The organism is Natronosalvus halobius, from assembly GCF_024138145.1.
Classification (GTDB): Archaea; Halobacteriota; Halobacteria; order Halobacteriales; family Natrialbaceae; genus Natronosalvus; species Natronosalvus halobius.
Map to the genome: position 1 here is coordinate 952,850 of NZ_CP099997.1, position 26,928 is coordinate 979,777.

Genomic DNA, 26,928 nt, shown 5'->3' on the forward strand with positions numbered 1-26,928 from the left:
GAGAGACACACGTTGACATTCGGCAGGAAGGCTTTTGCCGTGTGACTCGCTATCACCGAATATGAGCCGTGACCGGGCCCTCCTGGAGCGGGCCCTGGAACGTGGCGAACAGGACGGTGGGAACGTCGAGTTCAAGGAACGATTGCTCGAGTCGATCCACCTCGAAGGGGGGCGACGGGAAAGTCTCGCCGCACAGCTCCGACACCGCGTCCTCTCGGGCGACGGCGAGGCGACGTACGTCGTCGGCGTCACCGACGATGGCGGCCTCGCCGGCATCGACGTCGACACCTTTTCGGAGTCGATGGACGTGCTCTCGTTGCTCGCCGAGGAAGCCGAGTGTCACATCGAGGACGTCCAGACCTGGGGCATCGAAGGCGGCGTCGTCGGTATCGCCCTGGTCCGGGAGGGCGCCGTCCTCGAGACGGACGACCAGCACGTCGTCGTCGGGACGGCCGGCCACGTCGACCACGGCAAGAGTACCCTGGTCGGCTCGCTCGTCACCGGCCGCCCGGACGACGGTGATGGCGCGACGCGAGCCTTCCTGGACGTCCAGCCTCACGAAGTCGAGCGGGGGCTGTCCGCCGACCTCTCCTATGCCGTCTACGGCTTCGACGACGAGGGGCCGGTCCACGTCGTGAACCCGAACCGGAAACAGGACCGGGCGGCCGTCGTCGAGGAAGCCGACCGCCTCGTCTCGTTCGTCGATACCGTCGGTCACGAGCCCTGGCTCCGGACCACGATCCGCGGGCTGGTCGGCCAGAAACTCGACTACGGGATGCTCGTCGTCGCCGCCGACGACGGGCCGACGCGGACGACCCGCGAACACCTCGGGGTGTTGCTCGCCACGGAACTCCCCACGGTGGTCGCCCTCACCAAGACCGACCTCGTCGACGACGACCGCATCGAGGAGGTCGTCCTGGAGGTCGAGCGCCTCCTCCGAGACGTCGGCAAGTCCCCGCTCCGGGTCGATCGCCACGGCGTCGACGCCGCCGTCGAGGAGATCGGCGACACCGTCGTCCCCATCGTCGAAACCAGCGCGATCACGATGGACGGCCTCGACGTTCTGGACGAACTGTTCGACCGGCTGCCGAAGACCGCCAGCGACGACGGCGAGTTCCGGATGTACATCGACCGGAGCTACGCCGTGACCGGCGTCGGCGCCGTCGCCTCGGGCACGGTCATGCGCGGCGAGGTCGAGGCCGGGGACGAACTCCTGCTCGGACCGATGGGCGACGGCTCGTTCCGCGAGGTCGAAGTCCGATCCATCGAGATGCACTACCACCGCGTGGATCAGGCTCAGTCCGGACGAATCGTTGGCATCGCGCTCAAGGGAGTCGAGGAGGCGGAAATCGAGCGCGGGATGGTCCTCCTTCCAGGCGACGCCGATCCCACGCCCGTTCGAGAGTTCGAGGCCGAGGTGATGGTACTCAACCACCCCACGCGAATCGGCGACGGCTACGAACCCGTCGTCCACCTCGAGACCATCGGCGAGGCCGCGGCCTTCTATCCCGAAGACGGCCGCCTCCTGCCGGGCGACAAGGGTAAAACCCGGGTGCGGTTCAAGTTCCGCTCGTACCTGGTCGAGGAGGGCCAGAAGTTCGTCTTCCGGGAGGGTCGAAGCAAGGGCGTCGGGACGGTGACGGACGTCTCACTGACGACGTAGTCGAGGGTCGACCTAGTCGGTCCCGGAGTCCGGCTCGAGCGTCCCACGCTCGAGAACATCGGACGTCTCGGCGTACCGGCCCGCGAGTTCCACGTAGTGATCCGCAGCGGTTGTCCACGGCGAATCCTGGACCTCCTTTTTGACTTCGGCAGGGGCACCGACGACCAGGACCGACTCTGGAACGGTCGCGTCCTCCGTGACGACGCTGTTCGCAGCGACCAGGCTCTCCGCGCCGACCGTCGCCCGGTCCAGGACGATCGCGCCCATCCCGACCATCGCCCGCTCGCCGACCGTCGCGGCGTGAACGATCGCGTTGTGGCCAACGGTCGCGTAGGGGCCGATCGTCGACCCCTCGTGGACCGTCGCGTTGTCCTGGACGTTCGCGCCTTCCTCGAGGACGATTTCGCCGTGATCGCCTCGGAGAACGGCCCCCGGCCAGACGCTGGCGTCGGCTTCGATCGTCACGTTGCCGATGACCACCGCGCGCTCGTCGACGTACGCCGAATCCGCGATCGTCGGTTTCCGGCCGTCGAAGGATCGGATCATGTACCGTATTGGTGGGGACTCGAGTAAGGGTTGGCGATACGGCGACGGGAGACCACGCTGGAGGCGTCGTATGGGGACTCGATCCGGTCAAAGGACAGCGTTCGATCCGGTCAAAAAGTCGCGATCACCTCCTGGATGCACCCATCAGGCTTGTAGTGGGTGAAGTGATCCGGAACGTAGTCGACGTTGTGATCGGTGTAGTTCCACGGCGGTGTGCCATCGATCGTCGTCGCACCGATCGCGGTCCCCATCTCGGCAGTGCCGTAGGCCCAGTCGAGTACGGCGTCGTCGTTCATCCAGAAGTTGTCGAGGCGGCCAGTCGCGTTCGCGATCGCGGAGCCATAACTCCCCTCGAGCGACGGCGCGTCGTCGTCGGCAGCGCCGCCCAGGAGGGTGACGCTCTCGAGAAGGTCGTGGTACCCCCACGACGAGAGCGTCGAGACCGCGCTGAGGACGACTCGAGCGCCGAGGGAGTGCGAACAGAGCCGCAGCGTCACGGTGGGATTTTGGGCGCGATAGTTGACCAGGAAACTCGCGAGTTTAGCACCGTTACGTTCGGCGATTTCGGTCGCGTTGTACCAGCCGTAGTCGGCGTCCCAGGTGTAGCCGACGACCGGGTGGTCGTAGCCCTCGAGGTCGAACGTGTTCGCGGCGGTGCTATTCGAGCAGACGCCGCCCTCCAGGTCGTTGTTCCACCCGTGGGCGTGGATCAGGAGTTCTTCGGCCGCCGGTTGGCCGAGTCCAGGAATTGGATCGCCCGCGAGGTCGTAGTTCGTCGCGGTGTTTCCGTCGGTGACATAGACGCTCCCGTACCAGGTCGTGTCGAAGTGGCCTCGCGTGCTCACGCGCGGGAAGTCCATCGGCGGGTCGTCGCAGGAATCACCTTTCCCCGCCTGGACGGACGTCGTCGCCGCGCCGAGCGTGCCGATACCGACGGCGGAGACGCCGAAACCGCGGAGGAGGGTTCGCCGGGAGACGGTTCGACCAGTCGTGCCAACGTCACTCGTGCGTCGTGGTGGCATAGATCGTGCTTCAATGCACCCTGATATTAATGTTATTGAGAGTGTTCGCGTAGAATAACATTCGGGACAACGCGTAAACCGTTTATTTTTCGTGCAGCCGAATGGGAGGGATCCGAGTACGGTCGAAGATACCCTTTCCTTCACTCGAGCGACAGCGGTCGTGTTCGTCGACGATTAGTGGCGTGCCCGCATCGATCGGTCGTCGAACCCACGGACTTTATACTACCTGGGTGTGTAGACGGGGATAGCGAAACCCGCGGGCAAGTGCGTTCGCGCGACGTGGCCACGGCCTCGCCGTGTTCTACGTCCGGAATCGATCCCGAACGCATAGCGGGACCCCGACCGACGCGACACCGTGGCGGTCTTTCGTACCCGGGAGTCCGCGGACCGTTTCGATGAGCGCACACACCGCGCTCAGTATATACAACCATGGAAATCGAAATTGCAACCATCGGCGGCTACGAAGAAGTTGGACGGCAGATGACTGCCGTTCGCGCAGGAAACGACGTCGTCATCTTCGACATGGGTCTGAACCTCTCACAGGTTCTCATCCACGACAACGTCGAGACCGAACGCATGCACAGCCTCGATCTGATCGACATGGGCGCCATCCCCGACGATCGGATCATGAGCGACCTCGAGGGCGACGTCCAGGCAATCGTCCCGACCCACGGTCACCTCGACCACATCGGCGCGATCTCGAAACTCGCCCACCGCTACGACGCCCCCGTCGTCGCGACGCCGTTCACGATCGAACTGGTCAAACAGCAGGTCGAGAGCGAACAGAAGTTCGGCGTCGAGAACGACCTGGTCAAGATGGACCCGGGCGAGTCGATGACCATCGGCGACCACGGGTGTGAACTCGAGTTCGTCAACGTCACCCACTCGATCATCGACGCGATCAACCCCGTGCTCCACACGCCCGAGGGCGCCATCGTCTACGGCCTGGACAAGCGCATGGACCACACGCCGGTCATCGGCGACCCCATCGACATGAAGCGCTTCCGCGAGATCGGTCGGGAGGGCGAGGGCGTGCTCTGTTACATCGAGGACTGCACCAACGCCAACAAGAAGGGCCGAACGCCCTCCGAGAACGTCGCCCGCGAGCACCTCCGCGACGTCCTCTACAGCATCGAAGACTACGACGGCGGCATCGTCGCCACCACCTTCTCTTCACACATCGCTCGCGTGAAGAGCCTCGTCGAGTTCGCCGACGACATCGGCCGCCAGCCCGTCCTGCTCGGACGCTCGATGGAGAAGTACTCCGGCACCGCCGAGCGACTCGACTTCATCGACTTCCCGTCGGACCTCGGAATGTTCGGCCACCGAAAGTCCGTCGACCGGACGTTCAAGCGGATCATGAACGAGGGCAAGGAGAACTTCCTGCCCGTCGTCACCGGCCACCAGGGCGAACCCCGTGCGATGCTCACCCGAATGGCCCGCGGCGAGACCCCCTACGAACTGGACAACGGCGACAAAGTCGTCTTCTCCGCGCGCGTCATCCCCGAACCGACCAACGAGGGCCAGCGCTACCAGGCCGAGAAACTGCTCGGCATGCAGGGCGCGCGAATCTACGACGACATCCACGTTTCCGGCCACCTCAACCAGGAGGGCCACTACGCGATGCTCGACGCGCTTCAGCCCCAGCACATCGTTCCCGCCCACCAGGATCTCAAAGGGCTTTCCGGCTACGTCAAACTCTGTGAAGGCGAGGGGTACCACATGGGCCGTGACGTCCACGTCTCGCGAAACGGCAACCTGATCCAGCTTGTCGACTGATATGACATCACCCGAGGCACGCGAAAAAGCGGTGCTCGAGGCCGTCGGCGAGCGACGCGAACTCGTCAACGAAGCCATCCCGGAGGAGCTACCGATCACGCGGCCGGAACGTCTGTACGAGGCGTCCCGATATCTGCTCGACGCCGGCGGCAAGCGACTTCGGCCAACGGTCCTGCTGGCCACCGGAGAAGCGCTCACCGACGTCGAGCCGCTGTCGACGCCCTACCGGGAGTTCCCGACGGTCGAGGGACCGTCGACGACCGTCGACCTCATGGCTGCCGCGGTCAGCGTCGAGGTCATCCAGTCGTTCACGCTCATCCACGACGACATCATGGACGACGACGACCTCAGACGCGGCGTCCCCGCCGTCCACAAGGCCTACGACCTGGAGACGGCGATTCTCGCGGGCGACACGCTGTACTCGAAGGCCTTCGAGATCATGCTCGAGACGGGCGCCGAATCCGACCGGACGGTGCAGGCGCTCCACATCCTCGCGAACACCTGCACGCAGATCTGTGAGGGACAGTCGCTCGACGTGAGCTTCGAATCGCGCGAGGACGTCACGCCCGAGGAGTACCTCGAGATGGTCGAGCAGAAGACCGCCGTCCTCTACGCAGCCTCGGCGGCCCTCCCGGCAATCTTGCTGGGGGCCGACCAGGACACCGTCGACGCGCTCTACGGCTACGGACTCGATGTCGGACGCGCCTTCCAGATCCAGGACGACGTGCTCGACTTGACCGTCCCCAGCGAAAAGCTCGGCAAGCAGCGTGGAAGCGACCTCGTCGAGAACAAGCAGACGCTCATCACGGTCCACGCCCGCGAGCAGGGCGTCGACGTCGAGTCGCTGGTCGACACCACCGACGTCAACGCCGTCACCGAGGCCGAGATCGACGACGCCGTCGCCACGCTCGAGGACACCGGCTCCATCTCCTACGCGAACGACAAGGCGCGCGACCTCGTCGACCGCGGGAAGAACCGCCTCGAGGTGCTTCCCGACAACGAGGCTCGCGAATTGCTCCTCCAGGTTGCCGATTATTTGATCGAGCGCGGCTACTGATCGAGCGCGGCTACCGAGACGGCCAGTTGGGCAGTCCCTCGACGACGACTCATCGTTCGAGTTGGCCGACGACTCACCGCTCGAAATGGAACGGAGGTTTTTGGACGTGGTATTGCTACGAAGGGTATGGACAACTCGAACGGTTCGCTCTCTCGCCGCCGCCTGCTGGGCGGTATCGGGGCGGCGGGGCTGACCGGCCTCGCCGGCTGTCTCGGCTCGTTTCTCGGCAGTTCCGGTCGGAACATTCGACCGACCGAACCATCTGACCCACCACAGGGCACACCAGAGGAATTCTACTACGTTCTCGAGAACGGCATCCAGGACTACGACATCACCGTCGAAGCGCTCTACGAGAACGACGGCGACCTCATCCTGGAGTATCAGTCGACTGTCGGCGACGACCTCGAGCACGGTTCGGACTCGTCAGCGGACTTGCCGTCTGACGAGTCGGACGGTGACTCCACCGACGAATCAGACGACGCACCAGCGACCGGCGTCGACCACGACCTCTACCAGGCCACCCTCGACGAGATGGGTGTCATCGTCCAGGCATACAACCAGACCGTCGTCGTGAACGGCGACAGCGACTACGGTATGCTCGTCGGCGACCTCGTCAACCCGCTCACGGGGCAGGCCTACGGCTGGGGCGTCAAAAACGAGTGGCTCGAGGCCCACAACGAGGGCGAGATGCAGCAGATGACGCTGTGGATGAACATCCAGCAGATGATCGTCTACGAAGAGGACGTCGCCGAGGCGTCGAACGCCTCCGAGGACTAGTCGGCGCGTTCGAGAACCGGTTGGCGCCTCCGAGAACAAATAAGAGTTCGAGCATTGGTCGGCACGCTCGAGCGCGGACTCGGGCACACACCGCGGCTGTTTTGAACGCGCAGGCGAAACTGTTCGCCAACATGGACGAGGAGTTACGAGGCCGCGTCGAGCGCGAGGCCGAGAAGCACGCACTGCTGAACGCGGTCAAACACGGGAGCGACGCCAACGTCGGCGCCGTCATGGGGCCGCTGATGGGCGACAATCCCGACTTCCGAGAGCACGCCGATGCAGTTCCTGGCGTCGTCGGTGGCGTCGTGTCTCGAGTCAACGGTCTCGACTCCGACGAGCGCCGCGCCAGACTCGAGGAACTGGCACCCGAGGAACTGGCCGAACTCGAGGCCGAGGACGAAGAAGACGACACGGTCCTGCCCGATCTCCCGAACGCCGACGAGTACGACGAGATCCGGATGCGCTGTGCGCCGAATCCCAACGGCCCCTGGCACATCGGCCACGCGCGGATGCCCGCCGTCATCGGGACCTACAAGGAGCGCTACGACGGCTGGTTCTGCGTTCGCTTCGACGACACCGACCCCGAGACGAAGCGGCCGAACCTCGAGGCCTACGACTGGATCCTCGAGGACATCGATTACCTGGGGTTCGACCCAGACGCGGTCTACCGCGCGAGCGACCGGGTCGAGAGCTACTACGACCACGCTCGAGAGCTCATCGAAATGGGCGGGGCCTACACCTGCTCGTGTCCAGGCGACGAGTTTAGCGACCTGAAAAACGCCGGCGAGCCGTGTCCCCACCGCGACAAGGACTCGGAGACGGTGCTCGAGGAGTTCGAGGACATGGTCGCGGGCAAGTACGCAAGCGGCGAGATGGTCCTCCGGGTCAAGACTGACATCCAACACAAGAACCCCGCGCTTCGAGACTGGGTCGCCTTCCGAATGGTCGACACACCCCACCCGCGCGAGCGGGCCGCCGACTATCGCTGCTGGCCGATGCTCGATTTCCAGTCCGGCGTCGACGACCACCGCATCGGCATCACCCACATCATCCGGGGAATCGACCTCCAGGACTCCGCGAAACGCCAGCGGTTCCTCTACGACTACTTCGACTGGGAGTACCCCGAGGTCGTCCACTGGGGCCACGTCCAGGTCGACGCCTACGACGTGAAGATGAGTACCTCTCGCATCGGAGAGTTGATCGAGGCCGGCCACCTCGACGGCTGGGACGACCCGCGAGCACCGACCATCCGGAGCTTGCGGCGCCGTGGGATTCGCGGGGAGGCGATCACCGACGCTATGATCCAGCTCGGCACCTCGACGAGCGACGTCGACCTCGCGATGAGTTCCATCTACGCCGAGAACCGAAACCTGATCGACGAGGAGACCGACCGGCGGTTCTTCGTTCGCGAGGGTGCCGAAGTCGGGCTGGCCGGGAGTCCGCCAGATGAGGCGACGCCGCCGTTGCACCCGAACCACGAGGATCGCGGCGTTCGCCACATCCCCGCCGGCGACGCCGTCGTCCTCGAGCAGGACGACTTCCCCCAGCGAGAGGAACGCATCTGGCTGAAGGGACTCGGCTGTTTCCAGTACACTCGAGACGTCCTGCAGTACACGGGCGACTCCATCGATGTGGTCCGCGAGGGTGACGTCGACGTGATCCACTGGGCGCCGGCGGCCGAGAGCGTCTCGCTCACGCTGCGAACGATGGACGGCGACGTCGAGGGTCGAGCCGAACCCGAGGTCGGGGACCTCGACCCCGACGACCTCGTCCAGTTCGAGCGCGTGGGCTTCGCCCGGATCGACGAGGTCGACGAAGGCAGCGAGGAGGTCGTCGCGTACTACGCGCATCCGTAATCGACATCGACATCCTCGAGTTCGAGGAACTATACGCGATCACTCCTCGAGCAGATCCGGCCCGCTGTCCGGGAACGGGTCGGCGACGACGCCGTCCTGGCGACCCAGCACGCGGGCGTGGGGTGCGCACACGACGCGGTTTTCGGCCCACGGGACGTGTAACTCCACGGCGGCGTCACGGTCACAGCCCTCCTCGCTACAGCGCATTGTGCCGACACTGGGCGATCCAGTGACACAATCGTTTCGGTGGTCAGCGATCCTGCACGCAGTCGGGGCGATCAGAAGACGAACACGGCGAGGAGGAATCCGACGAGTATCGCACTCGTCAACAGGAACTGGACCGCCGTCGACGCGAGCGTTCCAGCAGTTGCGTAGCCGGCCGCCCGGAGGCTATTCTCCAGGTCACGGTTCCCGACGAACTCGAGGGCGAAGACGGTGCCGAAGAGGCCGACCAGGAAGCCGAGCGGTCCGGTCACGATCATCAGTGCGATGCCGACGGCGGCAGCGAGCGCGGTCGTTTGCCAGGAGGCCCCGCCAGCACGGGCGGCGAGCGACCCGGCGAAGAACTCCGCGAACAGGGTGGCCAGGCCGAGCGCGGTCAACGCGACGAACGGGACGACGCCGGGTTCGGTGTACCCGGTGTGCCACCAGTAGAGGAAGAGACCGGCCAACGAGAGCCCGCCGCCGGGGACGAGCGGGACGACGGTGCCGGCGATGCCGCCGATCAGGAGGACGACCGCGAGCACGGTGAGGGCGTCGACCATGGCTCGATAGTCGAGCAGTAGGGGGAAAGGCGTATTGCCTGCCGTGTACCGTTTTTCTCGATTTCGCGGCTCGAGCGATCGGTCTGACCGACGTGGCCACCGTTTAGTACGGCACGGCCGTCTCTTCCGACATGGCACGACTCGTCCGACACGACGCGACCGGCCCGCGAAAGCTCGAGGAAGACGACATCGATCCCGAGAAAGGGAACGTCGCGATCTGTCAGTGCGGACTCGCGGAGACGTACCCGTTCTGTGATGGCACACATCGGGCGACGCGAGACGAACGAGCGGACGAACTCTACGTGTACGAGACGGACGAAGACGGCAGTCGTTCGCGGCGCGTCGTCGAGGACGTCGTTTGTAGTGATGAGTGATGGTGGCCGAGTATCGTCGAAGGATGGTTCGACTATGTTTCGTCGAAAAATGGGATCGACCAGGTGTCGACAAAAGACGGGGGTCCAGGACCGGCCGATGGTGGACTCGCCGATTAGCGAGAGCGCCAACTGATCGTTCGCCCCAGGTGGTCCGAGTATTATAAGATGGGCATGACGAACGAAAGGATTTACACACGCACGCAAATATATCAATGGCAATGGATTCGAGTCCGGGTGCGGATAGCGAACTCCGCACGAGGGTCCAACAGCAGGAGGTCGTCGCCGAATTCGGCCAGCAGGCGCTCGAAACCGACGACCTCGATGGGTTACTACACGACGCCTCGGTCGCCGTCGCAGATACGCTCGACGTCGAGTACTGCAAGGTGCTCGAACTGCTCCCTGGCGGCGACGAGGTCCTCCTCCGGCAGGGGGTCGGTTGGCAAGACGGACTCGTCGGAACCGCGACGGCGTCGACCGATCTGGACTCGCAGGCGGGTTATACACTCCTCTCCGAGGAACCTGTCGTGGTCGACGATCTGCGGACCGAAGACCGCTTCTCCGGGCCTGACTTGCTGGTCGACCACAACGTCGTCAGCGGAATCAGCGTCATCATCGGCTCGCTGGAGGACCCTTGGGGCGTACTGGGTACGCACACGACGGAACGCCGGGCGTTCACCGAGTACGACGTAAATTTCGTCCAGAGCATCGCGAACGTGCTCGCCTCCGCCATCGAAACCAGCCGGGCGAAGCGATCTGTCGAGGCGGAAAAGGAGGTCAAAGAACTGATCGTCGAGACCAGTCCCGTCGGGATCGTTGTATTCGACGCGAACGGCGACCTGCAGTTCGCGAACGAGCACGCCGAGAGCGTTCTCGGCCGCGACCGCGAAGAGATCGAATCGGTCGCGTACGACGACCCGCGCTGGATGCTGACCGACGCCGACGGAACTCCCCTCTCCGGGGAAGAAACGCCGTTCATGCGGGTGATCTCGACCGGTGAGCCGATCTTCGACATGGAGGTCGGCCTGCGCCGTCCCGACGGCGAGCGCATCTGGGTGACGGTGAACGGCGCCCCACTGGACGCCGATGAGGGCGACACCGACGAGGGCGCCGGCGCCGTTCTCGCGCTTACCGACGTCACCGACCAGAAGCGTCTCGAGAACGAATTCAAGGAGATGCTCGGGCGGGTTACCGACGCGTTCTACGCCGTCGACGAGGAGTTTCGATTCACACACGTCAACGATCGCGCCGCCGAACTGCTCCAGCGACCGAGAGCGGAGTTGCTCGGGGAGAAACTCTGGGAGATGTTCCCCGAAGCGGCGGAAGTGGACGAAGTCTGGGACGCATTTCACACGGCGCTGAACGACCAGGTGGCGACCAGCTACGACCTGTACTTCGACCCGCTCGACTTCTGGGTGGAAGCGAACCTCTACCCCTCCGAAACGGGCGTCTCCGTCTACTTCCGCGACATCACCGAGAGCAAACAGTACGAACTGGAACTCGAGCGGTACCGGGCGCTGACGGAAGCGGCCAACGACGTCATCGTGACGATCGACGCCGAGAGTACGATCCGTTCGGTAAACCCCGCCGTCGAGGACGTCTTCGGCTACGAACCCGACGAATTGGTCGGCGAGTCGCTAACGAGACTCATGCGCGACGACCTCGCGACTCGTCATCGGGCGGGACTTCAGCAATATCTCGAGACCGACGAGCGGACCCTCGACTGGGACTACGTCGAACTCCAGGGTCAGCGCGCCGACGGTTCGGCGGTGTCGCTGTCGATTACGTTCAGCGAAATCGTCTACGAGAACGACCGCTACTTCACCGGCGTCATCCGAGACATTTCCGATCGGAAAAAACGGGAAAAACAACTCGAACGAGCAAACGAGCGGCTAAAACGATCGAACAGGCGCCTCGAACAGTTCGCCTACGCCGCTTCCCACGACCTCCAGGAGCCCCTGCGGATGGTTTCGAGTTACCTCCAGTTGATCGAACGACGCTACGAAGACGACCTGGACGCCGACGGGACGGACTACCTCGAGTTCGCCATCGACGGGGCCGACCGAATGCGGGCGATGATCGAGGGATTGCTCGAGTACTCCCGTATCGAGACGGAAGGGAAGCCGCTCGAGCCGACCGATCTCGACACCGTCTTCGAGGACGTGCTCGACGACCTCGAGGTGCAGATCGAACGGAGCAACGCCACCATCACGTCCGATTCGCTTCCCCAGGTCCGAGGAGACCGTACGCAACTCCGCCAACTGTTCCAGAACCTCCTGGACAACGCGATGACCTACAGCGGCGACGAACCGCCACAGATACACGTCTCGGCCGAACGGGACGGGACGGAGTGGGTCGTGTCCGTGTGCGACGAGGGGATCGGACTGGACCCGGCACACGACAGTCGAGTTTTCGAGGTCTTCCAGCGACTTCACAGTCGCGAGGAGTACCCGGGATCCGGTATCGGCCTGGCGCTCTGTAAGCGCATCGTCGAGCGTCACGGCGGCGATATCTGGGTCGATGCCGAACCCGAGGAAGGGGCAACATTCTCGGTTACGCTCCCGGTTCCAGATATGTGAGTGCCCCCTATCGTGCGCTATACCACATCGGTACGGGTCCGGTGGACCCACGATTCGGGCCAGTGACTTCTCGAGTCAACACGACTATACCGTCCACGCCGAATGCACGCCCATGTCCACGACTCGAGGGGCGATCGTCGTCGGCGCCTCCTCCGGTATCGGAGAAGCGCTCGCCCGCGAACTCGCCGCGGAAGGGTACGAACTCGGCCTCGCGGCGAGGCGAACCGAACGGTTGACGTCGATCGGTGAATCCATGCCGACGAACACCTACGTCGCGACGATGGACGTCACCGACGTCGAGGACGCCAGAGACGGCTTCGGCGATTTGATCGAGGCCATGCCGCCGGTCGACCTCGTCGTCCTCTGCGCCGGCGTCGGTGGCCCCAACCACGGTCTCGAGTGGGACCACGAACGGGAGACCATCGACGTCAACGTCCGCGGCTTTACCGCGCTTGCGACGGCGGCGATGGAGCACTTCGAGAGCCGCCAGGCGTTCGAGAGCGAGCGCGACGGTCACCTCGTCGGCATTTCATCGGTAGCGTCCCGGTTCGGGAACCCCAGTTCGCCCGCCTACAACGCCTCGAAGGCCTTCGTCTCGACGTACCTCGAGGGGCTCAGACACCGCCAGGCGACCCGCTCGGCCGACGTGACGATCACGACAGTCGAACCCGGGTTCGTCGACACCGACCTCATGCTCGCAGACGACCCGTTCTGGGTCAGTTCGCCGGAGACGGCGGCCGCACAGATCGCTCGAGCGATTCGCCGAGAGCGTTCACACGTCTACGTCACCCGACGCTGGCGGCTGGTCGCGTGGCTGTTCGAGGCGTTACCCGAGCCGATGGTTCGACGAATAATGACCTGAGCCTGCGTCGAAGCGCGGACCTGCTTCCTCGAGAGCAGGGTCGGTAACAGGTCACTCGAGAGCGAAATCGAAATCAGAACCGATCGCAACTCACTCGAGACCGAGCACCGCGGGCCGCTCGAGTTCGAGGTCGTACTCGCCGACCGCCTTGACCTCGATGGTCGGCCAGTCGTCGTCGGTACCGGTTCCAGTTCCGGCGTCCGTCAGCGTCTCGAAACCATCGTCCGAGACCAGGACGGTGTCCTCGCTCTTGGCACCCTGGACGGTCGGATTCCAGGCGTAAGCCATCGGCGCGATCGCGGGCGCTTCGTGATCTGGGGTCGCGATCCACTCGCGCCCGGCGAACCCGGCGGCGCCGCCCTGGTGGTGGCGTTCCCACTCCCTGGCGTGGCCGAGGGCGTCGTAGGCCGCCTGAATCTCGGCGAAGACGTCGCCGGCGGTACCGTTCGCCGCGGCAGCGTCCCGGGTCGCGGCCAGCGCGGTCGTCTCGACACGGGCGGCGTGACGGTGGCGCTCCGCAAGCCACTCCGGCGGATCGAAGGCGACGGCGCGGGTGCAACTGGCGTGCAGGCCGTGGCGCTGAGTGGTCACCGAGACGAGCGCGTAGTCGCCGAACTCGATGGGTTTGGGCGTATAGTGGCGGTACTTTTGGGCGCGTTCGGAGCCGCCCACGAGGACGACCGGGGCCTCGATGTCTCGGGCAGCGAGTGAAACCGTGAGCGCCGCGGTGACCTCGTCTTCCGTGTCGTCGTCCTGGAGCTCCCGGCAGACGGCCTCGACGGCCGCCGCCGTCTCCCGGCCGAGGTCGCGGTAGCGCTCGCGGTCGGTCGCCGTCAGCGGCTGACGAACCGTCGCGGGGTCGAGGCGCTCGAGGCCGTGGACGTCGACGTCTGCGGCTGCTGGATCCTCGACGCGATCGACGATTGCCTCGAGCAGCGAGCGCTCGTACCAGGGGAACGATTCACGGGTTACCGACACGTCCGCAGCCTCGAAGTCTGGCAGTTCTTCCTCGTAGAGTCGGTCGATCTCGATGGTGTCGGCCAGCAGCGTCACCTCCTCGCCGTCGTATCCGAGGGCCCCGACGCCGACGTCGCCCTCGCGGTCGACGACCGAACTGCCGCCACTCAGCCACGCGAACGAGTTCGGGCGGGCGAACCAGACCGACTTCAGGTCGTTCGCCTCGAGGGTGGCATCCAGTCGTTCGAGTTTTTCCATGCCGGTGGGTCGGGTGGCGGGTTCTTGAATCCGACGAAGGGCGCGTCTCGGTGTCGCTGATGCGTCGTATCGATGGTGTTCGGTCCGGTTCCCACCCAGTGGGACGAACGCGGACGATTCAAATACGGGCGCACCCAACCACCGCTGAGAGACCGTGTCGTACGAAACTCACACGTCTGATTCCTCACGATTACCGATCGACCTCGGTCGACGGAGGTTCTCCGCCCTGCTCACCGTGACGGTCGCGCTCGTGGCGGGAACGATCGTCCTCGGCGTCGCCACGCGAACGACCGGCTCAGGGCTGGCCTGTGACGCCAATTGGCCGGTCTGTGACGGCGGGTTTCTGAACCTGCTCCCGCAGGGACGGCCGAGCTTCTGGGAGTGGATTCACCGCGTCGTCGCGATGGTCGCCGGGTTCGCTATCGTCGCCTCCGCCCTCGTCGGGTACTTCGACGAGGCCGTCGATCGACGGATCACGTCGCTCGTGGTGGCCGGAGCGCTGCTGACGCCGATCCAGGTGTTGCTCGGTCGAGAAACCGTCCTCACCTACGAGTACGAGATTCTCAACCTTCACTTCTGGACGGCCATCGTGATCTTCGTCTGCTTCGTCCTCGCGCTCGTCATCGCCCTGCATCACCGCCTTTCGGGCCGGCACCTCGTCGCCGCGCTCGTCGTCGCGGCCCTCACGGTCCCGGTCCAGGTGATCCTGAGCCCGCTGTTCATTTCGCAGAACACGCCCACGACCCTGACGATCCAGATGGTATTGCTCCTGACGCTCGTCGGGGCCGTCGTGCTGGCGACGGTCGTCGGCCGCGCCGTTCTCGAGGGCCGGCTTCCTCGCGCAGCAATCGGTGCGGGCGTCGTGCTGACCGCGACGACGCTATTCCTCAGCCGCGAGTCGGTGATGACCGTCTCGTCGGCGCTCGACCTGCTCTACGTGCTCGCCGCGGGGGCACTGATCGTGACGCTCCTCGTCGGTGCCTGGGCGAGTCGATCGGAACTTCAGAGCGGACGGTCCGGAGCGTCACGCTCGGATTGAGTAGCGTCGCGCTCGAATCGAGTATCACCGCCTGCATCCGAGCATCCAGGACTAACACGTTCCCGGATTTCCGCCTCGAGAACCCTTTTCCACCGCGCTCGCTAGCCTCGAGTCATGGACCTCTCCATCGTCGACCTCTCGCCCGTTCGCGAGGGAGAGACGGCAACCGACGCCTACGGGAACACGATTTCGCTCGCGAAGCTGGCCGAACGAGTGGGCTACGATCGGTTCTGGGTCGCAGAACACCACGGGATGGCTGACTCCATCGCGGGGACGACCCCGGAGGTGCTGATCGGACACCTCGCCGCCCGAACCGAGGAGATCAGGCTCGGGTCCGGAACGGTCCTGCTCAACCACTACAGCCCGTTCAAGGTCGCCGAGGCGTTCGGCGTCCTCGATTCACTCGCCCCCGGGCGGATCGACCTCGGCCTCGGCCGCGCGACCGGAATCCCGGCCGCAGACAGCGCGCTCCAGACCTCGCGGGTGAGCGAGAATCCCGACCGCGACCACGCCGAGAAGATCGAGGCCGTCACGAACCACCTCTACGACGGGTTCGGGGACGACCACGCCTACGCCGACCTCACCCTGGCGCGATCCGGCGCCGGTCCGCCCGACCTCTGGGTGCTCGGCTCGAGCCCTTCGAGTGCGAAAATCGCGGGCGAACTCGGCCTCCGCTATTGCTTCGCGGCGTTCATCAGACCGAACCTCGCGGAGCGAGCGTTCGAGGTCTACCGGGACGCGTTCGAGCCCTCCTCGATCGGCGCCGGTCCCGACGACCCGTACGGAATGCTGGCGATCAACGCCGCGTGCGCCGAGACCGACCGGGAGGCGGCTCGCCTCCGAGCGACCGCGGAGGCGTCTTACAAGCGGATGCAACGCGGCGTCGTCGGCTCCCTGCCATCGGTCGAGACGGCGATTTCGGAACTCGGCGAGGTGCCCGATCCGACGCCGGCCGACCTCCAGGATGGGCAGTGGCCGCGAGCGATTTCGGGCGACCCAGACACGTTGGCGGGGCTCCTCGAGCAACTGGTAGACCGCGTTGGCGTCTCCGAGGTGATGGTCCAGAACCTCGTCGCCGATCACGAGGACGTGTTGCGATCACACGAACTCCTGGCCGAGGGCGTTGGGCTCGAGTGAGTCGCTGCTGGCAGTTCCGTGGATCGTTGACGTACACTTGTCGAGACACGGGATGGGTGCCCGGAACGAGGACGTGAAACCAATGCTCGAGATTACCGCAGTCCGTCCACGGGGCGGCGTTCGTCTACAGCACGCATCACGGGACTGGCCGTGAACCCGTGAACGAACACCGAGACGAGGACGACGAAGCCGACGAAGGCCCACAACCACTCCGCGGCGATGAGCAGCTCGAGCTCCTCGAACGACGCGTGGGCCAGCGCGAAGGACAGGTAGTAAAACGAGCCGATACCACGGATGCCGAAGAACGAGATGACGGCGCGGTCGGCCGTCGGCGCGTCGGAGCCGAGGAAGGCGATACCGCCAGCGAAGGGACGGATCACGAACAGGAAAACCAGGCCGAGCACTGCGCCATCCCACGTCAGCGGTGCCAGTAGCCCGCCCGCGATTGCGCCGCCGAACAGCACCAGCACCGTCGCCATGAGGAGTCGTTCGACGATAGCAGCGAAGTCGTGCAGGTGTTGGTAGTAATCGTGTTCCCACTCGAACCGGCGGAGTTCGAGAGCGGCGACGAACACGGCGATGAATCCGTATCCGCCGAGCAACTCGGCCAGTCCGTAGGCGAAGAGCGTCGCCGCGAGCGCCTCCGCCCCAGCCATCACTTCCTCTCGCCGCGACAGCGATGGCGCGTAGAACACCACTCGGGCCATGACGTGTCCAACGACGTATCCTACGACGACCCCGGCGCCGATCCTGTACAGCACGTCGACCAGGAACCAGTCGACCAGCCAGCCGTATCCAGCCATACTCGCCGACGCGGCCGCGATCGCGAGATACGTGAACGGAAAGGCCAGCCCGTCGTTGAGGCCCGCCTCCGACGTGAGCGAGAACCGAACGGATCCCCACTCGTGCTCGTCCGATCGTTCCTCCTCGAGTTCGGTGAGCGGGGCGCCGGCTTCGACGTCCGACGCCAGAACGGGATCGGTCGGTGCGAGAACCGCGCCGAGGAGAATCGCCGTTGGGACGAGCAGCCCGGCGACGTACCACCCGAGAACGGTCAGTAGTGCGATAGACACCGGCATGGTGATCGCAAGGAGTCGCCAGGTCGATCCCCACCTCAGCACGTCGAACGGACGGTCGATTTTCAACCCGGCCCCCATCAGCGCGAGGATCACGACGAGTTCGGTGAGTCGCTCCGTCACGCCGGAGTTGGCGACCGGATCGAGCGTCGGTAATCCGGGGACGATCCAGAACAGGACCGCGCCGAACCCGACGTAGATCATCGGTAGCGAGAGCGGTTTGTCCGTCAAAAACCGTGGGAGCAGCACAGCGCCCACTATGGCGAAGGCGACGACGATCAACGCGATTTCGTAGGCGCTCATCCGACGTGTATTCCGTCAACCGAGGTGAAAGGTATCGGGGGTCGACGAGGAGAGAACGTCACCGATCGTCGGCGAGTCCGAGCACGGGAGCAACCGGCTCGACGAGGCAGTCCCGTCAGGTCGGCTACCAGCCACCCGTCACGACGACGATCGACGCGACGCTCGCCGCGATCCCAAGTGCGAACAGGGCGTAGTTGGCGACCGGATTCTTCGCGGTCGTGACCCGGAGCGAGACGTGGTACGAGGAGAGCGGCCAGAAGGGGGTGATTCCCATCGGCGTCAAGGCGTCGGCCAGCAGGTGCGATCCGAGGGACAACGCGGTGACGCCGTAGACGAACCCCACGACGACCGGGTCCGGCGACCCCATCGTCACCTCGAGGGCCGCGTAGGCCACGCCGGCAACCACGGCCGGAACCAGGAGGACGAATCCGATCGTGTGGGTGATCCCGCGGTGGGCGACGAACGGCAGGCTGTGGTCGCAGTCCGGGAGCGTCGAGAAGGAGAGACAGATGACGGCGCCCAGGAGGGCGACGAACTCCTCACCAGCCAGGCCGAGCCAGACGGCAATGGGCGCGTAGAGGAGCAGGGCGACGCCGTAGTGGCCGAGTTGGTACATGAACCTCTACTCGAGGGCACGAACAGCCGTGGCATAATCCTTCTGAACGAGGTGTTCCGGGGAGAGATGCGTCCCGGAGCGATCCGCGTCCCGAAGTGGTACGGGTATCGGCAACTCGGGTACCGGCGGAGGTGAGTATCCAGGAGATTCGAGTGTCGACGAATTCGACTGTCGACCGAGTCGAGTATGGGGGACTCGAGGTGCCGTCTGACCGCTCGGACCCGGAACGTTTTCCTCGAGGCGCCCGTCCTCGAGACCATGACCGACGTCGATCCGATGACCCGGTTTCCAGTTCCGGACGTGGAAGACCTGCCCGAAGACCTCCGAGAGCGCATCGAGGAGGAGACCGAACGCGCTGGCTTCACGCCGAACGTGTTCCTCGCGTACGCCTACCGTCCCTCACACTTTCGGGCGTTCTTCCAGTACTACGACGCCCTGGTCGAAGACACCGAACTCACGCGCCTGGAGGTCGAAATGATCATCGTCGCCGTCAGCGGGGCCAATGACTGCTATTACTGCAACACGGCCCACGGGGCGCTCGTTCGCCTCTACGGAGACGATCCGCTGCTGGCCGATCAGCTCATTTCGAATTACCGGAACGCCGACGTCAGCGACCGCCACCAAGCGATGCTCGACCTGGCGGTCGCGCTCACGACCGACCAGGCGACCGTCGAGGAGGCGGACCTGGAGGCACTCGAGGATCACGGGTTCAGCCGCGAGGCGATCTGGGACATCGGCTCGGTGGCGGCGTTTTTCAACCTCTCGAATCGAATGGCTCAACTGGCCGACATGCGACCGAACGAGGAGTTTCACACGCTGGGTCGTGAGTAACGCCACGCCGTGTTCAGTGTTTACCCACGTCTCTGTTGAATATCTTCAATCCCGACAGGAATCGCGTGATGGATACAGAGCACGAATGTCGCACGAGGAGTCGCTCGAGGTTCGTAGTGGTAAGCGGTTTATACAGAGAAAGTACAGATCAATGCCAATTGGCCGCAGCCTTTTCACTGTTCGGTCAAATCATCTATAATGGCTTCAGACAGTGAGCAGGAGGATCGGCTGGTAACCATATTACTGGTCGAACCAAATCCCGGGGATACCCGTCTCTTTACGGAATCGTTCAAAGATGCGAAACTCAAGAATAGTCTCTACACGGTCGCTGATGCCGACGCAGCTCTCGATTTCGTCAATCAGCGAGGAGAGTATGCAGACGAACCGCGTCCTGATCTCATCCTGCTCGAACCGAAGTTACCTGGAAGAAGTGGTACGGACGTCCTAGCTGAACTGAAGAACGGACCTTCACTCCGTGAGATCCCGGTTGTTGTCCTCACGAGTTCGGAGGTTGGAGCGGACATATTCAAATCGAAGGGAATCGACGTGGATCATTTCGTCCAAAAGCCAGTTGAACCAGAGGATTATATCGAATTCGTCCAGGAAATCGAGGGATTTTGGATGGCACTCATTCAAGAGGAACCCAAAGAAGCCTGAGTTCCTACTGACGATTCGATAGCTGAGTGCTTCACGTGTGGCCTAAAAGAACAATCCTTTGTCACGGTAAGTACGCACGTGTAGGGTGCAGCTACCCGCACCAGTAATAGTCTCTGAATAAACCCGCACCGGCAATAGTCTCTGAATACAGCACAGCAGTGCAAACCTATCAGAGAGGGGTCAACAGAGCTTTCATACCTACTCTGTGACCGGCTCGAGATCCCGCCCCGACTCGAGTTCGTCGAACAGCGCGATCACCCGTCGTCGGACGTTCTCGCGGATCTCGTGCACTCGCTCGAGTGTTTTCCCGTGAGGATCCTCGAGGGCCCAGTCGCGAACGTCGACCTCGGTATCGAGGTCGAGCGTCGAACAGCCCATCGTCGCTACGACGTCGCAGGACTCGAGTTCGTCGGTGGTGATCGACGTCGGCGTCCGCCCGGCGAGGTCGAATCCCTCCTCGGCCATGGCTTCCTCCACTTCGTCGTGGACCGCGTCGGCCGGATGAGTTCCGCCGGAGAGAATCTCGACCTCGTCCTCGAGGCCGCGGGTCGAACGTTCCCGTTCGGCGTAGGCGGTCGCCATCTGACTGCGGCCAGCGTTCTGGACGCACACCAGTGCGATTCGCGTCATGGTCGACGTCGTCGCTCGAGGAACCTAACGGTTCATATGAGTCGTGCCGTGTGATACGATCACACACGGAGTCGATAGTGTGGCGACGTTTCGAAAGGAACAGTCGGGGCGGTCCGGGGAATAGTACGGAGGCGAGCGCGACCCGTGTCCAGCGACTCATCGCGTTGACTCACTGCGAGAACAGGTTGCGCAGGCGAGCGAGCAGTCCGTTCGAGTCCGGCCGGTCGTCGGCTTCGCCGCTCGAGGGAGCAGGGTCGTCGGTCTGGTTGGAAGTAGAAGCGACGGTCGACCCGGACACCTCAGATTCGGACGGTGTCCTCGTCTCGAGGTCGTCGAGCGAGAGGTCGATTTCGTCGATGTCCGGGGTTCGCTCGCGGCTCTCGCCGGCTTCGGCAGCCCGGACGTCGGCACCCGTCACGGCTCCGCGCTCGACGCGACTCGAGAGGTCGTCCTGGGTCGGGGTGCTCACGGTCGATTCGTCGCGGTGCGCTTGCTCGGGTTCCGTTTTCCCATCGGCCCCTTCGGCGATTTGGGTCTGTTCGGATTCTCCATCGGTTCCGTCGGCGTTCTCAACCTTCACTTCTTCGGCGTTTCCCGTCCCCTCTTCTTCGGCGTTTTCGACCCTCGCTTCTTCAGATTCTTCGGCTTCCTCGAAGCTCACCTCACCCTCGAGTTGCCCCCTCGAGTCAGCAGGTGGGTTAGATTGAGCACGAGTGGCGTCGGCCGATCGGGGGTTCGAGTCGCCGGCGTTCGTCTCGTTCAGCGAGTTGAGAATGTCGTCGACGCTCGTGTTCGAGACGACCCGTTTCGGCCCGCCGCCGGGTCCCTCGTGTTCCCTTTCGCCCCTCTGGTCTCCCGGGCCGTCGTCTTCGCTTTCGGCCCCCTGCTTCCCCGGACCGTCGTCCGCGCCGTCGTGCTCGCTCATCGCTCACGTCTGGCGCTCGAGTCGGCATAAATTTTCCCCGTCCGAGGGGGACGAAACCCGCCCTTCGCTCGCCTGTTGAGCCTGCGGCCGCGGCTACGTCGGGACCCGGTTACACCGAGGCGAGTCGGGGTCGGGACAGCACCACGTTGATGACTGCCCCCAGGAGGATCAGGATGCCAGCGAAGTAGAGCCAGGTGACGAACAACAGGATAGCGCCGATCGCCCCGTAGGCCTCGTACTGCCCGGCGTTCGCGGCGTAGAGCTGAAAGCCGGCCTGGAGGAGCACCCAGCCGATCGCTGCGAAGAACGCGCCCGGAATCACCTCGCGAAGTTCGACGGGAATCGGGGGCAACACGTAGTAAAGCGGCAGGAACACCAGGACGAGCCCCAGGAGCAATCCGAGCCAGCTGAGAACCCCGACGTAGGGAACCCGCCCGGCGATGAGGCCGATCACCGCCCCGATGAGGATCATAAGCAAAAGCGCGAGGACGATCGTCAGGATGACTGTGATTCCGTCGCGAATCTGCTCGAGCAGGGAGTCCTCGGCGACGGTGTCGTAGACGCGGTCGAACGCGAGGCTCAGCCCGCGAAAGACCTTTAGCGCACCCCACGTCGAGACGGCGAGGGCGACGATGGTCGCCTCGGTTCGTCCCGACTCGGCGGTAAGCGCCTCGAGCACGAGATCTTCGCCGGCATTGGGGAGGAAGTCGCCGGCCAGCACGACCAGGTCCTCTGCGACCTGCTGGCCGCCGACGAGGGTACCGACGACGAGCGCCAGCACGATCATCGGGAAAAGCGAGACGAACGCGTAGTAGGCGAATCCGGCGGCGAGGAACGTGATCTCTCGCTCCTGTGCGGTTCCGACGATCCCTCGTACGATGGTACGAACGTCGCGGTCCGACTGGTGGCTCATGCCGTCGGCTTCCACGAGGAGAACTTAAGAGTATGTGAAGTATCGACGCCGATGACGTCACCAGTCGAACGGTTTGCGCACCGTACAGAAGTTATGGGTCGCGAACACTCGCCCGTCGTCGTCGATGTAGACGCCGACGCCGCCCCGGTCCCAGCCGTCGATTGCGTCGTTTTCCTCGAGAATCGTCGCCCGGTGCTCGTCGGAGTGCATCCACTGCCCGACGAGGCCTTCGGCGAGTTCGTCCGCGGTCTGATACTCGACGTGTTCGCCGTCGTGGGAGCGTTCGACCGTCCTCCCGACGTGCGTGAGGGCGATGTTCTCCCCGTAAGCTCGGCAGTAGTCGGCGACGTCGCCAAACCGGTCGTACGGCGACTCGCCGTCGGCGTTGACGTGGGCAAATCGACTGTCTGCGTGCATGTCTCGGCTGTGGGCGCGGGACACCGAGGCGACCGTCCCGTCCCACGCGATCGGCTCGAGGCCGTGTTTGGTGCGTCGTTCGTTGACGAGTTCGTGGACGCGGTCCTCGACGGCGCTCGAGTCCACTCGTTCAGTCTCCGTTTCGTAGCTCGAGGGTCCTGGGTCGTCCGGGTCGGTGACCGGCGGGTTTCGGTCACCCGGTTCCGGCGGCTCGACGGAGGGGCCGAGTTCGTCCTGGACGAACGCGATTGCCTGCGGGGCGAGCAGTACGCCCGCGAGGACGATTGCGCCGACCAGGACGGCGGTCATCACGAGTGACGTGATGTTGAGACTGGCTCTGTTCGTCTGGCGCTCGCTGGACGACTTCTCCCGTCCCAATTGGCGACCGCGTCTGCTCATGGGTGGACGTCCACGAACGACAGTAACTAACTACCGATTGAGAGTGTCGTCGCTCGAGACAGGTCCCGGCGAGGGTCGTTCGCGACGACGTACGGACTACCTCTCGGCTGGCGATGGGTCTCCCTCTTCCAGGGAAGTGGCCACACTCGAGTCAAATATCGTCTCGTGGAAGGCGATGACCAGCCCGGGAACGACGGCCATGAACAGGTGTTCCTCGATCGGAATACCGCCGATGTCGTAACCCGTTCGCAGTTGAATGTCGAAGACGCCGACCTCGAGCGTGTACCAGTCCCAGAAATAGGCGATTGGATACAGCGCGATGATCGTGACGGCCGCCCGTTTGAGCGCGCCGGCCCGTCGCAGCAGTACGAACGCGATGGCACCCCAGAAGATCTCCGTCGCGAGGTAGGTGTACCGGCCGAAGACGGAAATGTCTCGAGCCATGTCACGACCAGGACGGCGGTACATAAAAACACCCGGTAGTCACGGGTTACAGGCGCGGGCGGTACGTTAAATAGTCCAGCGAGAGAAGGGGAAGGTGTAACGATGAATATCGCCGATATCGCCACCACGGAGTACATCGAGGTCGACGTCGGGACGCGAATGGGGAAAGTCCGTTCGACCTTCGAGGACGGCAACCCCAAGGGGCTGATCGTGACCAACGACGGAGAGTACGCTGGCGTCATCAGCGAGCGCGAGGTACTCCAGTCACACGTCGAAGACGACGCCAAGGTGGCGGCGTTGATCAAGCCGAGTCGCAACGACCCGGCGCCGAAAGTCGACCGGCACGAGGACGTCAGGGAGGTCGCCCGCATGCTCGTCGAGGGCAACACCAAGGTCGCACCGGTGTTCGAGGGCGAGAACCTCTGGGGCGTCATCACCGAGGACGACCTGCTCACTGCCGTCCTCGAGAACCTCGACGCGATCACCGTCGGCGACATCTACACGACCGACCCGATCACGCTCGCGGAGGACGACGGCGTCGGCAAGGCAATCAATCACCTGCGCGAACACGGTATCTCCCGGCTCCCCGTGGTCAACGAGAACGGTTACCTGACCGGCGTCGTGACGACCCACGACATCGCCGACTTCGTCATCCGAGAAAACGAGCGCATGACGACCGGCGACCGCGTCGGCGACAACGAGCGGATGCTCGACGTGCCGCTCTACGACATCATGAACAGCCCCGTAGTTACCACGACGGCCGACAAGACCGCTCGAGAGGCCGTCGAAACCATGCTCGAGGACGATTACGCCGGCCTGGTCGTCACGCCCGCAGACGACGACCGACTCATCGAGGGCGTCGTCACCAAGACCGACGTGCTCCGGGCGCTCACGTTCACCGAGGAAGAGCACATGGACGTCCAGATCACGAACATCTCGCTCATGGACACCATCTCCCGGGAGTCCATCGTCCAGAGCATCGAACAGGTCTCGGACAAGTACGCGGACATGCGGGTCCACCACGCCCACGTCCGCTTCCACGAGCACAAGGAGAAGCTCCGCGGCACGCCGCTAATCCAGTGTCAGATCCGCCTCCGAACGAACAAGTCCCAGGTCGCCGGCTCCGGCGAGGGCTACGGCGCGGAGAACTCGTTCAGGGTCGCCCTGGACAAACTCGAGCGGAACGTCCTGGAGCTCAAGGGCGTCCGTAGCGACGAGGAGTACCGTGGGCAGTTACTCCGGAAGTTGAACGAACTCTAAGGTCAGGGCTCGACTCGAGCGAAAACTGGCACTCATTACAAATTTTGTTACTTTAGCATTCGTCGTCTCGCGGCGATTGGGAACGTAAGCCGCTACGGCCGAGCGTCGTCGGCACCTTCGAGCCCCGACCCCGTGATCCGGAACGTCGCCGACTCGCCCGCCGGTTTCGAGCGGTGTTTCGTGAGCGTCGCCCGACGATTGCCGGCGCGGAAACGCTCGAGGCGGATCACCACGCCCGTCCAGTGCTCCAGGGTGTTCCCCCCGAGTGGGCGCGTCCGGTCGCTATCGGGATCAGCGAACACCTGGTTCGTGACGACCACCGCGAGGTCGTGCTTGCGCGCGAGCGAGAGCAGGTGGGTAATCTGGCTGGCCACCTGACGGAGGGCGTCGCCCGCCTCGCCGTCTTCGGCGCGCTCGATTCGGTAGAAGCCGGTCGCGCTGTCCAGGACGACCAGGTCGGCCTGGGTTGCGAAGTCCGCAGTGTCGCGCACGGCCTCGGCCTGCTCGTCGAAGTCGTAGGCGTCCTCGATGATGATCCTGGAGGCGACCGACTCGACGTCGTCGGTGCGAGCGGAGAGGAGCTGTTCGAATCGATCGACCGAGACGCCTTCGGTATCGATGAAGACGGCCGTACCACCGGCGACGGCCGTCTCGACGGCGGCCGACAGCGCGAGGTTCGTCTTCCCCGACGCTGGCGGGCCGTACAGCTGCGTGACTGCTCCGCGTTCGAACCCGCCCTCGAGCAACGCGTCGACCGGGGGACAGCCGGTCGATATCGCCTCGTCGTTCACGCGCTCAGTTGGGAGGTCGCGGGCAAAAACCCCCCGGAACCGATCGCTCGTCCGGAGACGGAGCAATTTATTCGGTGGCGGTCGAAGCGGGACTATGATCGTCGTCGCCACCGCGGACTTCGAAGTGTACCACGAGGTCGTCGCCGACCTTCGCGAGCGAGGTGCGACGTTCACGACGATCGAGCCCGACGATCCGCTCCCGTCGAAAACCGTCGTCGTCCTCACCGGCGCAGAACACGCCAAATCGTTCGGGGATGCCGACGCGCCGACCATCGTCGTGGACCCCGACGACAGCCGACAGGCGGTCGATCAGGCGCTGGCGACCATTCGCGGTGAGCACGGTCGAACCGTCGTCGGCGTCGACCCCGGCCGCCAACCCGGCATTGCCGTGCTCGCCGGAGAAACCGTCGTCGCCGCGTTCCAGGTACCGCTGGGGGACGCCGTTGACGTCGTCCTGGAGGAGGTCCGCGGCGACGACGCCGTCGACCCGGTCGTCCGCATCGGCGACGGGTCGCGCCTGGAGGGAGCCAAACTGATCAACGAACTCGAGGACGTCCGCGTCGAGATGGTCGACGAGACGGGGACGACGCCGTACCTCGGCACCGGCGCTCGAGGAATGGGTGACGTCCTCGCGGCGGTGAACATCGCCCGTCTCGAGGGCGAGGCGATCGACACACGCGAGATCGAACCGACGCCGGGAGAGCTCCAGGTGATCAAGGACCGCTCGCGCGAGCGGAGTGAGACGAATCGGGCGATCGACGAGGCCCTGGCCAGGCGGGTCGCGTGTGGCGAGTTGACGGTCGAGGAGGCGCTCGCGGTGCATCGAAACGATGGTAACGACGGCGGCGGGGGAGATGTCCCCGACAGAAGAGACGGCAACGATAACGGCGATGTGAACTGATTTCGAGGTCGTGACTCGAGGTCGCGTGTAGTGGTGTGATGCCCAAAGCTATAGAAAATATATCTTATTACTACGCCATATGCATCAAATATTATAGA

27 protein-coding genes are annotated in these 26,928 nt (G+C 64.3%); 14 read left to right on the plus strand and 13 right to left on the minus strand.

Features of this window, described 5'->3' with window-relative positions:
- The first annotated feature begins 61 nt into the window (after positions 1 to 61).
- Positions 62 to 1,663 (plus strand): GTPBP1 family GTP-binding protein, encoded by a 1,602-nt coding sequence (locus NGM15_RS04565; RefSeq protein WP_253435873.1) that lies wholly within the window; start codon positions 62 to 64, stop codon positions 1,661 to 1,663.
- Between the two features lie 12 nt (positions 1,664 to 1,675).
- Here NGM15_RS04565 and NGM15_RS04570 read toward each other — a convergent pair whose 3' ends face one another.
- Positions 1,676 to 2,209: a gamma carbonic anhydrase family protein gene (locus NGM15_RS04570; RefSeq protein ID WP_253435876.1), complete on the minus strand. Its 534-nt coding sequence runs from the start codon at positions 2,207 to 2,209 to the stop codon at positions 1,676 to 1,678.
- A 110-nt stretch (positions 2,210 to 2,319) separates the two neighbouring features.
- On the minus strand, positions 2,320 to 3,231 hold the full coding sequence (locus NGM15_RS04575) for a DUF726 domain-containing protein (protein WP_253435879.1): 912 nt from the start codon (positions 3,229 to 3,231) through the stop codon (positions 2,320 to 2,322).
- A gap of 429 nt (positions 3,232 to 3,660) precedes the next feature.
- Here NGM15_RS04575 and NGM15_RS04580 point away from each other — a divergent pair, with 429 nt between their 5' ends.
- The 4 genes from NGM15_RS04580 to NGM15_RS04595 all read left to right on the plus strand — a co-directional run bounded on the left by NGM15_RS04580 (position 3,661) and on the right by NGM15_RS04595 (position 8,700).
- Positions 3,661 to 5,010: a ribonuclease J gene (locus NGM15_RS04580; RefSeq protein ID WP_253435882.1), complete on the plus strand. Its 1,350-nt coding sequence runs from the start codon at positions 3,661 to 3,663 to the stop codon at positions 5,008 to 5,010.
- A gap of 1 nt (position 5,011) precedes the next feature.
- Positions 5,012 to 6,067, plus strand: coding sequence for a geranylfarnesyl diphosphate synthase (gene idsA3 / locus NGM15_RS04585; RefSeq protein WP_253435885.1), 1,056 nt, complete (start codon positions 5,012 to 5,014; stop codon positions 6,065 to 6,067).
- Positions 6,068 to 6,193: 126 nt separating this feature from the next.
- A complete protein-coding gene (locus NGM15_RS04590) occupies positions 6,194 to 6,844 on the plus strand; it encodes a DUF8159 domain-containing protein (protein WP_253435887.1) in 651 nt (216 codons plus the stop codon).
- Positions 6,845 to 6,975: 131 nt separating this feature from the next.
- Entirely contained in the window at positions 6,976 to 8,700 is a 1,725-nt protein-coding gene (locus tag NGM15_RS04595) for a glutamate--tRNA ligase (RefSeq protein WP_253435890.1), read from the plus strand.
- A 39-nt stretch (positions 8,701 to 8,739) separates the two neighbouring features.
- Here the strand turns inward: NGM15_RS04595 and NGM15_RS04600 are convergent, their stop codons facing one another.
- Both NGM15_RS04600 and NGM15_RS04605 read right to left on the minus strand, forming a co-directional pair.
- Positions 8,740 to 8,907 (minus strand): DUF8014 family protein, encoded by a 168-nt coding sequence (locus NGM15_RS04600; protein WP_253435892.1) that lies wholly within the window; start codon positions 8,905 to 8,907, stop codon positions 8,740 to 8,742.
- Between the two features lie 71 nt (positions 8,908 to 8,978).
- Positions 8,979 to 9,464, minus strand: coding sequence for a DUF456 domain-containing protein (locus NGM15_RS04605; RefSeq protein WP_253435895.1), 486 nt, complete (start codon positions 9,462 to 9,464; stop codon positions 8,979 to 8,981).
- A gap of 131 nt (positions 9,465 to 9,595) precedes the next feature.
- Here NGM15_RS04605 and NGM15_RS04610 point away from each other — a divergent pair, with 131 nt between their 5' ends.
- The 3 genes from NGM15_RS04610 (at position 9,596) to NGM15_RS04620 (ending at position 13,276) form a co-directional block, all read left to right on the plus strand.
- A complete protein-coding gene (locus NGM15_RS04610) occupies positions 9,596 to 9,838 on the plus strand; it encodes a CDGSH iron-sulfur domain-containing protein (protein ID WP_253435897.1) in 243 nt (80 codons plus the stop codon).
- 218 nt (positions 9,839 to 10,056) lie between these two features.
- Positions 10,057 to 12,414, plus strand: a complete 2,358-nt coding sequence (locus NGM15_RS04615) for a PAS domain S-box protein (RefSeq protein ID WP_253435900.1) — start codon at positions 10,057 to 10,059, stop codon at positions 12,412 to 12,414.
- Positions 12,415 to 12,526: 112 nt separating this feature from the next.
- A complete protein-coding gene (locus NGM15_RS04620; protein WP_253435902.1) occupies positions 12,527 to 13,276 on the plus strand; it encodes an SDR family NAD(P)-dependent oxidoreductase in 750 nt (249 codons plus the stop codon).
- 90 nt (positions 13,277 to 13,366) lie between these two features.
- Here NGM15_RS04620 and NGM15_RS04625 read toward each other — a convergent pair whose 3' ends face one another.
- Positions 13,367 to 14,491, minus strand: a complete 1,125-nt coding sequence (locus NGM15_RS04625; protein WP_253435904.1) for a M24 family metallopeptidase — start codon at positions 14,489 to 14,491, stop codon at positions 13,367 to 13,369.
- A gap of 154 nt (positions 14,492 to 14,645) precedes the next feature.
- Between NGM15_RS04625 and NGM15_RS04630 the strand changes: the two genes are divergently transcribed.
- Together NGM15_RS04630 and NGM15_RS04635 are read left to right on the plus strand one after the other, a co-directional pair.
- Positions 14,646 to 15,530, plus strand: coding sequence for a COX15/CtaA family protein (locus NGM15_RS04630; protein WP_253435908.1), 885 nt, complete (start codon positions 14,646 to 14,648; stop codon positions 15,528 to 15,530).
- Positions 15,531 to 15,644: 114 nt separating this feature from the next.
- The gene (locus NGM15_RS04635) at positions 15,645 to 16,667 is read left to right on the plus strand and encodes an LLM class flavin-dependent oxidoreductase (protein WP_253435911.1); all 1,023 of its coding nucleotides are present in this window, start codon (positions 15,645 to 15,647) and stop codon (positions 16,665 to 16,667) included.
- 92 nt (positions 16,668 to 16,759) lie between these two features.
- Here NGM15_RS04635 and NGM15_RS04640 read toward each other — a convergent pair whose 3' ends face one another.
- Both NGM15_RS04640 and NGM15_RS04645 read right to left on the minus strand, forming a co-directional pair.
- The gene (locus NGM15_RS04640; RefSeq protein WP_253435914.1) at positions 16,760 to 18,046 is read right to left on the minus strand and encodes a cation:proton antiporter; all 1,287 of its coding nucleotides are present in this window, start codon (positions 18,044 to 18,046) and stop codon (positions 16,760 to 16,762) included.
- Between the two features lie 124 nt (positions 18,047 to 18,170).
- Entirely contained in the window at positions 18,171 to 18,662 is a 492-nt protein-coding gene (locus NGM15_RS04645; RefSeq protein ID WP_253435917.1) for a metal-dependent hydrolase, read from the minus strand.
- A 258-nt stretch (positions 18,663 to 18,920) separates the two neighbouring features.
- On the opposite strand from NGM15_RS04645, the gene NGM15_RS04650 reads away from it, so the two are divergent.
- Positions 18,921 to 19,493, plus strand: coding sequence for a peroxidase-related enzyme (locus NGM15_RS04650; protein WP_253435919.1), 573 nt, complete (start codon positions 18,921 to 18,923; stop codon positions 19,491 to 19,493).
- A 198-nt stretch (positions 19,494 to 19,691) separates the two neighbouring features.
- Positions 19,692 to 20,150 carry a response regulator gene (locus NGM15_RS04655; RefSeq protein ID WP_253435921.1) on the plus strand — a complete coding sequence of 153 codons (459 nt, stop codon included), beginning with the start codon at positions 19,692 to 19,694 and terminating at the stop codon, positions 20,148 to 20,150.
- A gap of 198 nt (positions 20,151 to 20,348) precedes the next feature.
- Here NGM15_RS04655 and NGM15_RS04660 read toward each other — a convergent pair whose 3' ends face one another.
- The 5 genes from NGM15_RS04660 to NGM15_RS04680 form a co-directional block, all read right to left on the minus strand.
- Positions 20,349 to 20,780 carry an arsenate-mycothiol transferase ArsC gene (locus NGM15_RS04660; RefSeq protein WP_253435924.1) on the minus strand — a complete coding sequence of 144 codons (432 nt, stop codon included), beginning with the start codon at positions 20,778 to 20,780 and terminating at the stop codon, positions 20,349 to 20,351.
- Between the two features lie 169 nt (positions 20,781 to 20,949).
- Positions 20,950 to 21,705 (minus strand): hypothetical protein, encoded by a 756-nt coding sequence (locus NGM15_RS04665; protein WP_253435926.1) that lies wholly within the window; start codon positions 21,703 to 21,705, stop codon positions 20,950 to 20,952.
- 109 nt (positions 21,706 to 21,814) lie between these two features.
- Positions 21,815 to 22,618: a YihY/virulence factor BrkB family protein gene (locus NGM15_RS04670; RefSeq protein ID WP_253435929.1), complete on the minus strand. Its 804-nt coding sequence runs from the start codon at positions 22,616 to 22,618 to the stop codon at positions 21,815 to 21,817.
- A 57-nt stretch (positions 22,619 to 22,675) separates the two neighbouring features.
- Positions 22,676 to 23,434, minus strand: a complete 759-nt coding sequence (locus tag NGM15_RS04675) for a CAP domain-containing protein (RefSeq protein WP_253435932.1) — start codon at positions 23,432 to 23,434, stop codon at positions 22,676 to 22,678.
- 96 nt (positions 23,435 to 23,530) lie between these two features.
- Entirely contained in the window at positions 23,531 to 23,878 is a 348-nt protein-coding gene (locus NGM15_RS04680) for a lycopene cyclase domain-containing protein (protein ID WP_253435934.1), read from the minus strand.
- Positions 23,879 to 23,980: 102 nt separating this feature from the next.
- On the opposite strand from NGM15_RS04680, the gene NGM15_RS04685 reads away from it, so the two are divergent.
- A complete protein-coding gene (locus NGM15_RS04685) occupies positions 23,981 to 25,138 on the plus strand; it encodes a CBS domain-containing protein (protein ID WP_253435937.1) in 1,158 nt (385 codons plus the stop codon).
- 92 nt (positions 25,139 to 25,230) lie between these two features.
- Here the strand turns inward: NGM15_RS04685 and radB are convergent, their stop codons facing one another.
- Positions 25,231 to 25,929 (minus strand): DNA repair and recombination protein RadB, encoded by a 699-nt coding sequence (gene radB, locus NGM15_RS04690; RefSeq protein ID WP_253435940.1) that lies wholly within the window; start codon positions 25,927 to 25,929, stop codon positions 25,231 to 25,233.
- A gap of 94 nt (positions 25,930 to 26,023) precedes the next feature.
- Here radB and NGM15_RS04695 point away from each other — a divergent pair, with 94 nt between their 5' ends.
- Entirely contained in the window at positions 26,024 to 26,830 is an 807-nt protein-coding gene (locus NGM15_RS04695; RefSeq protein ID WP_253435943.1) for a hypothetical protein, read from the plus strand.
- Positions 26,831 to 26,928: the final 98 nt, after the last annotated feature.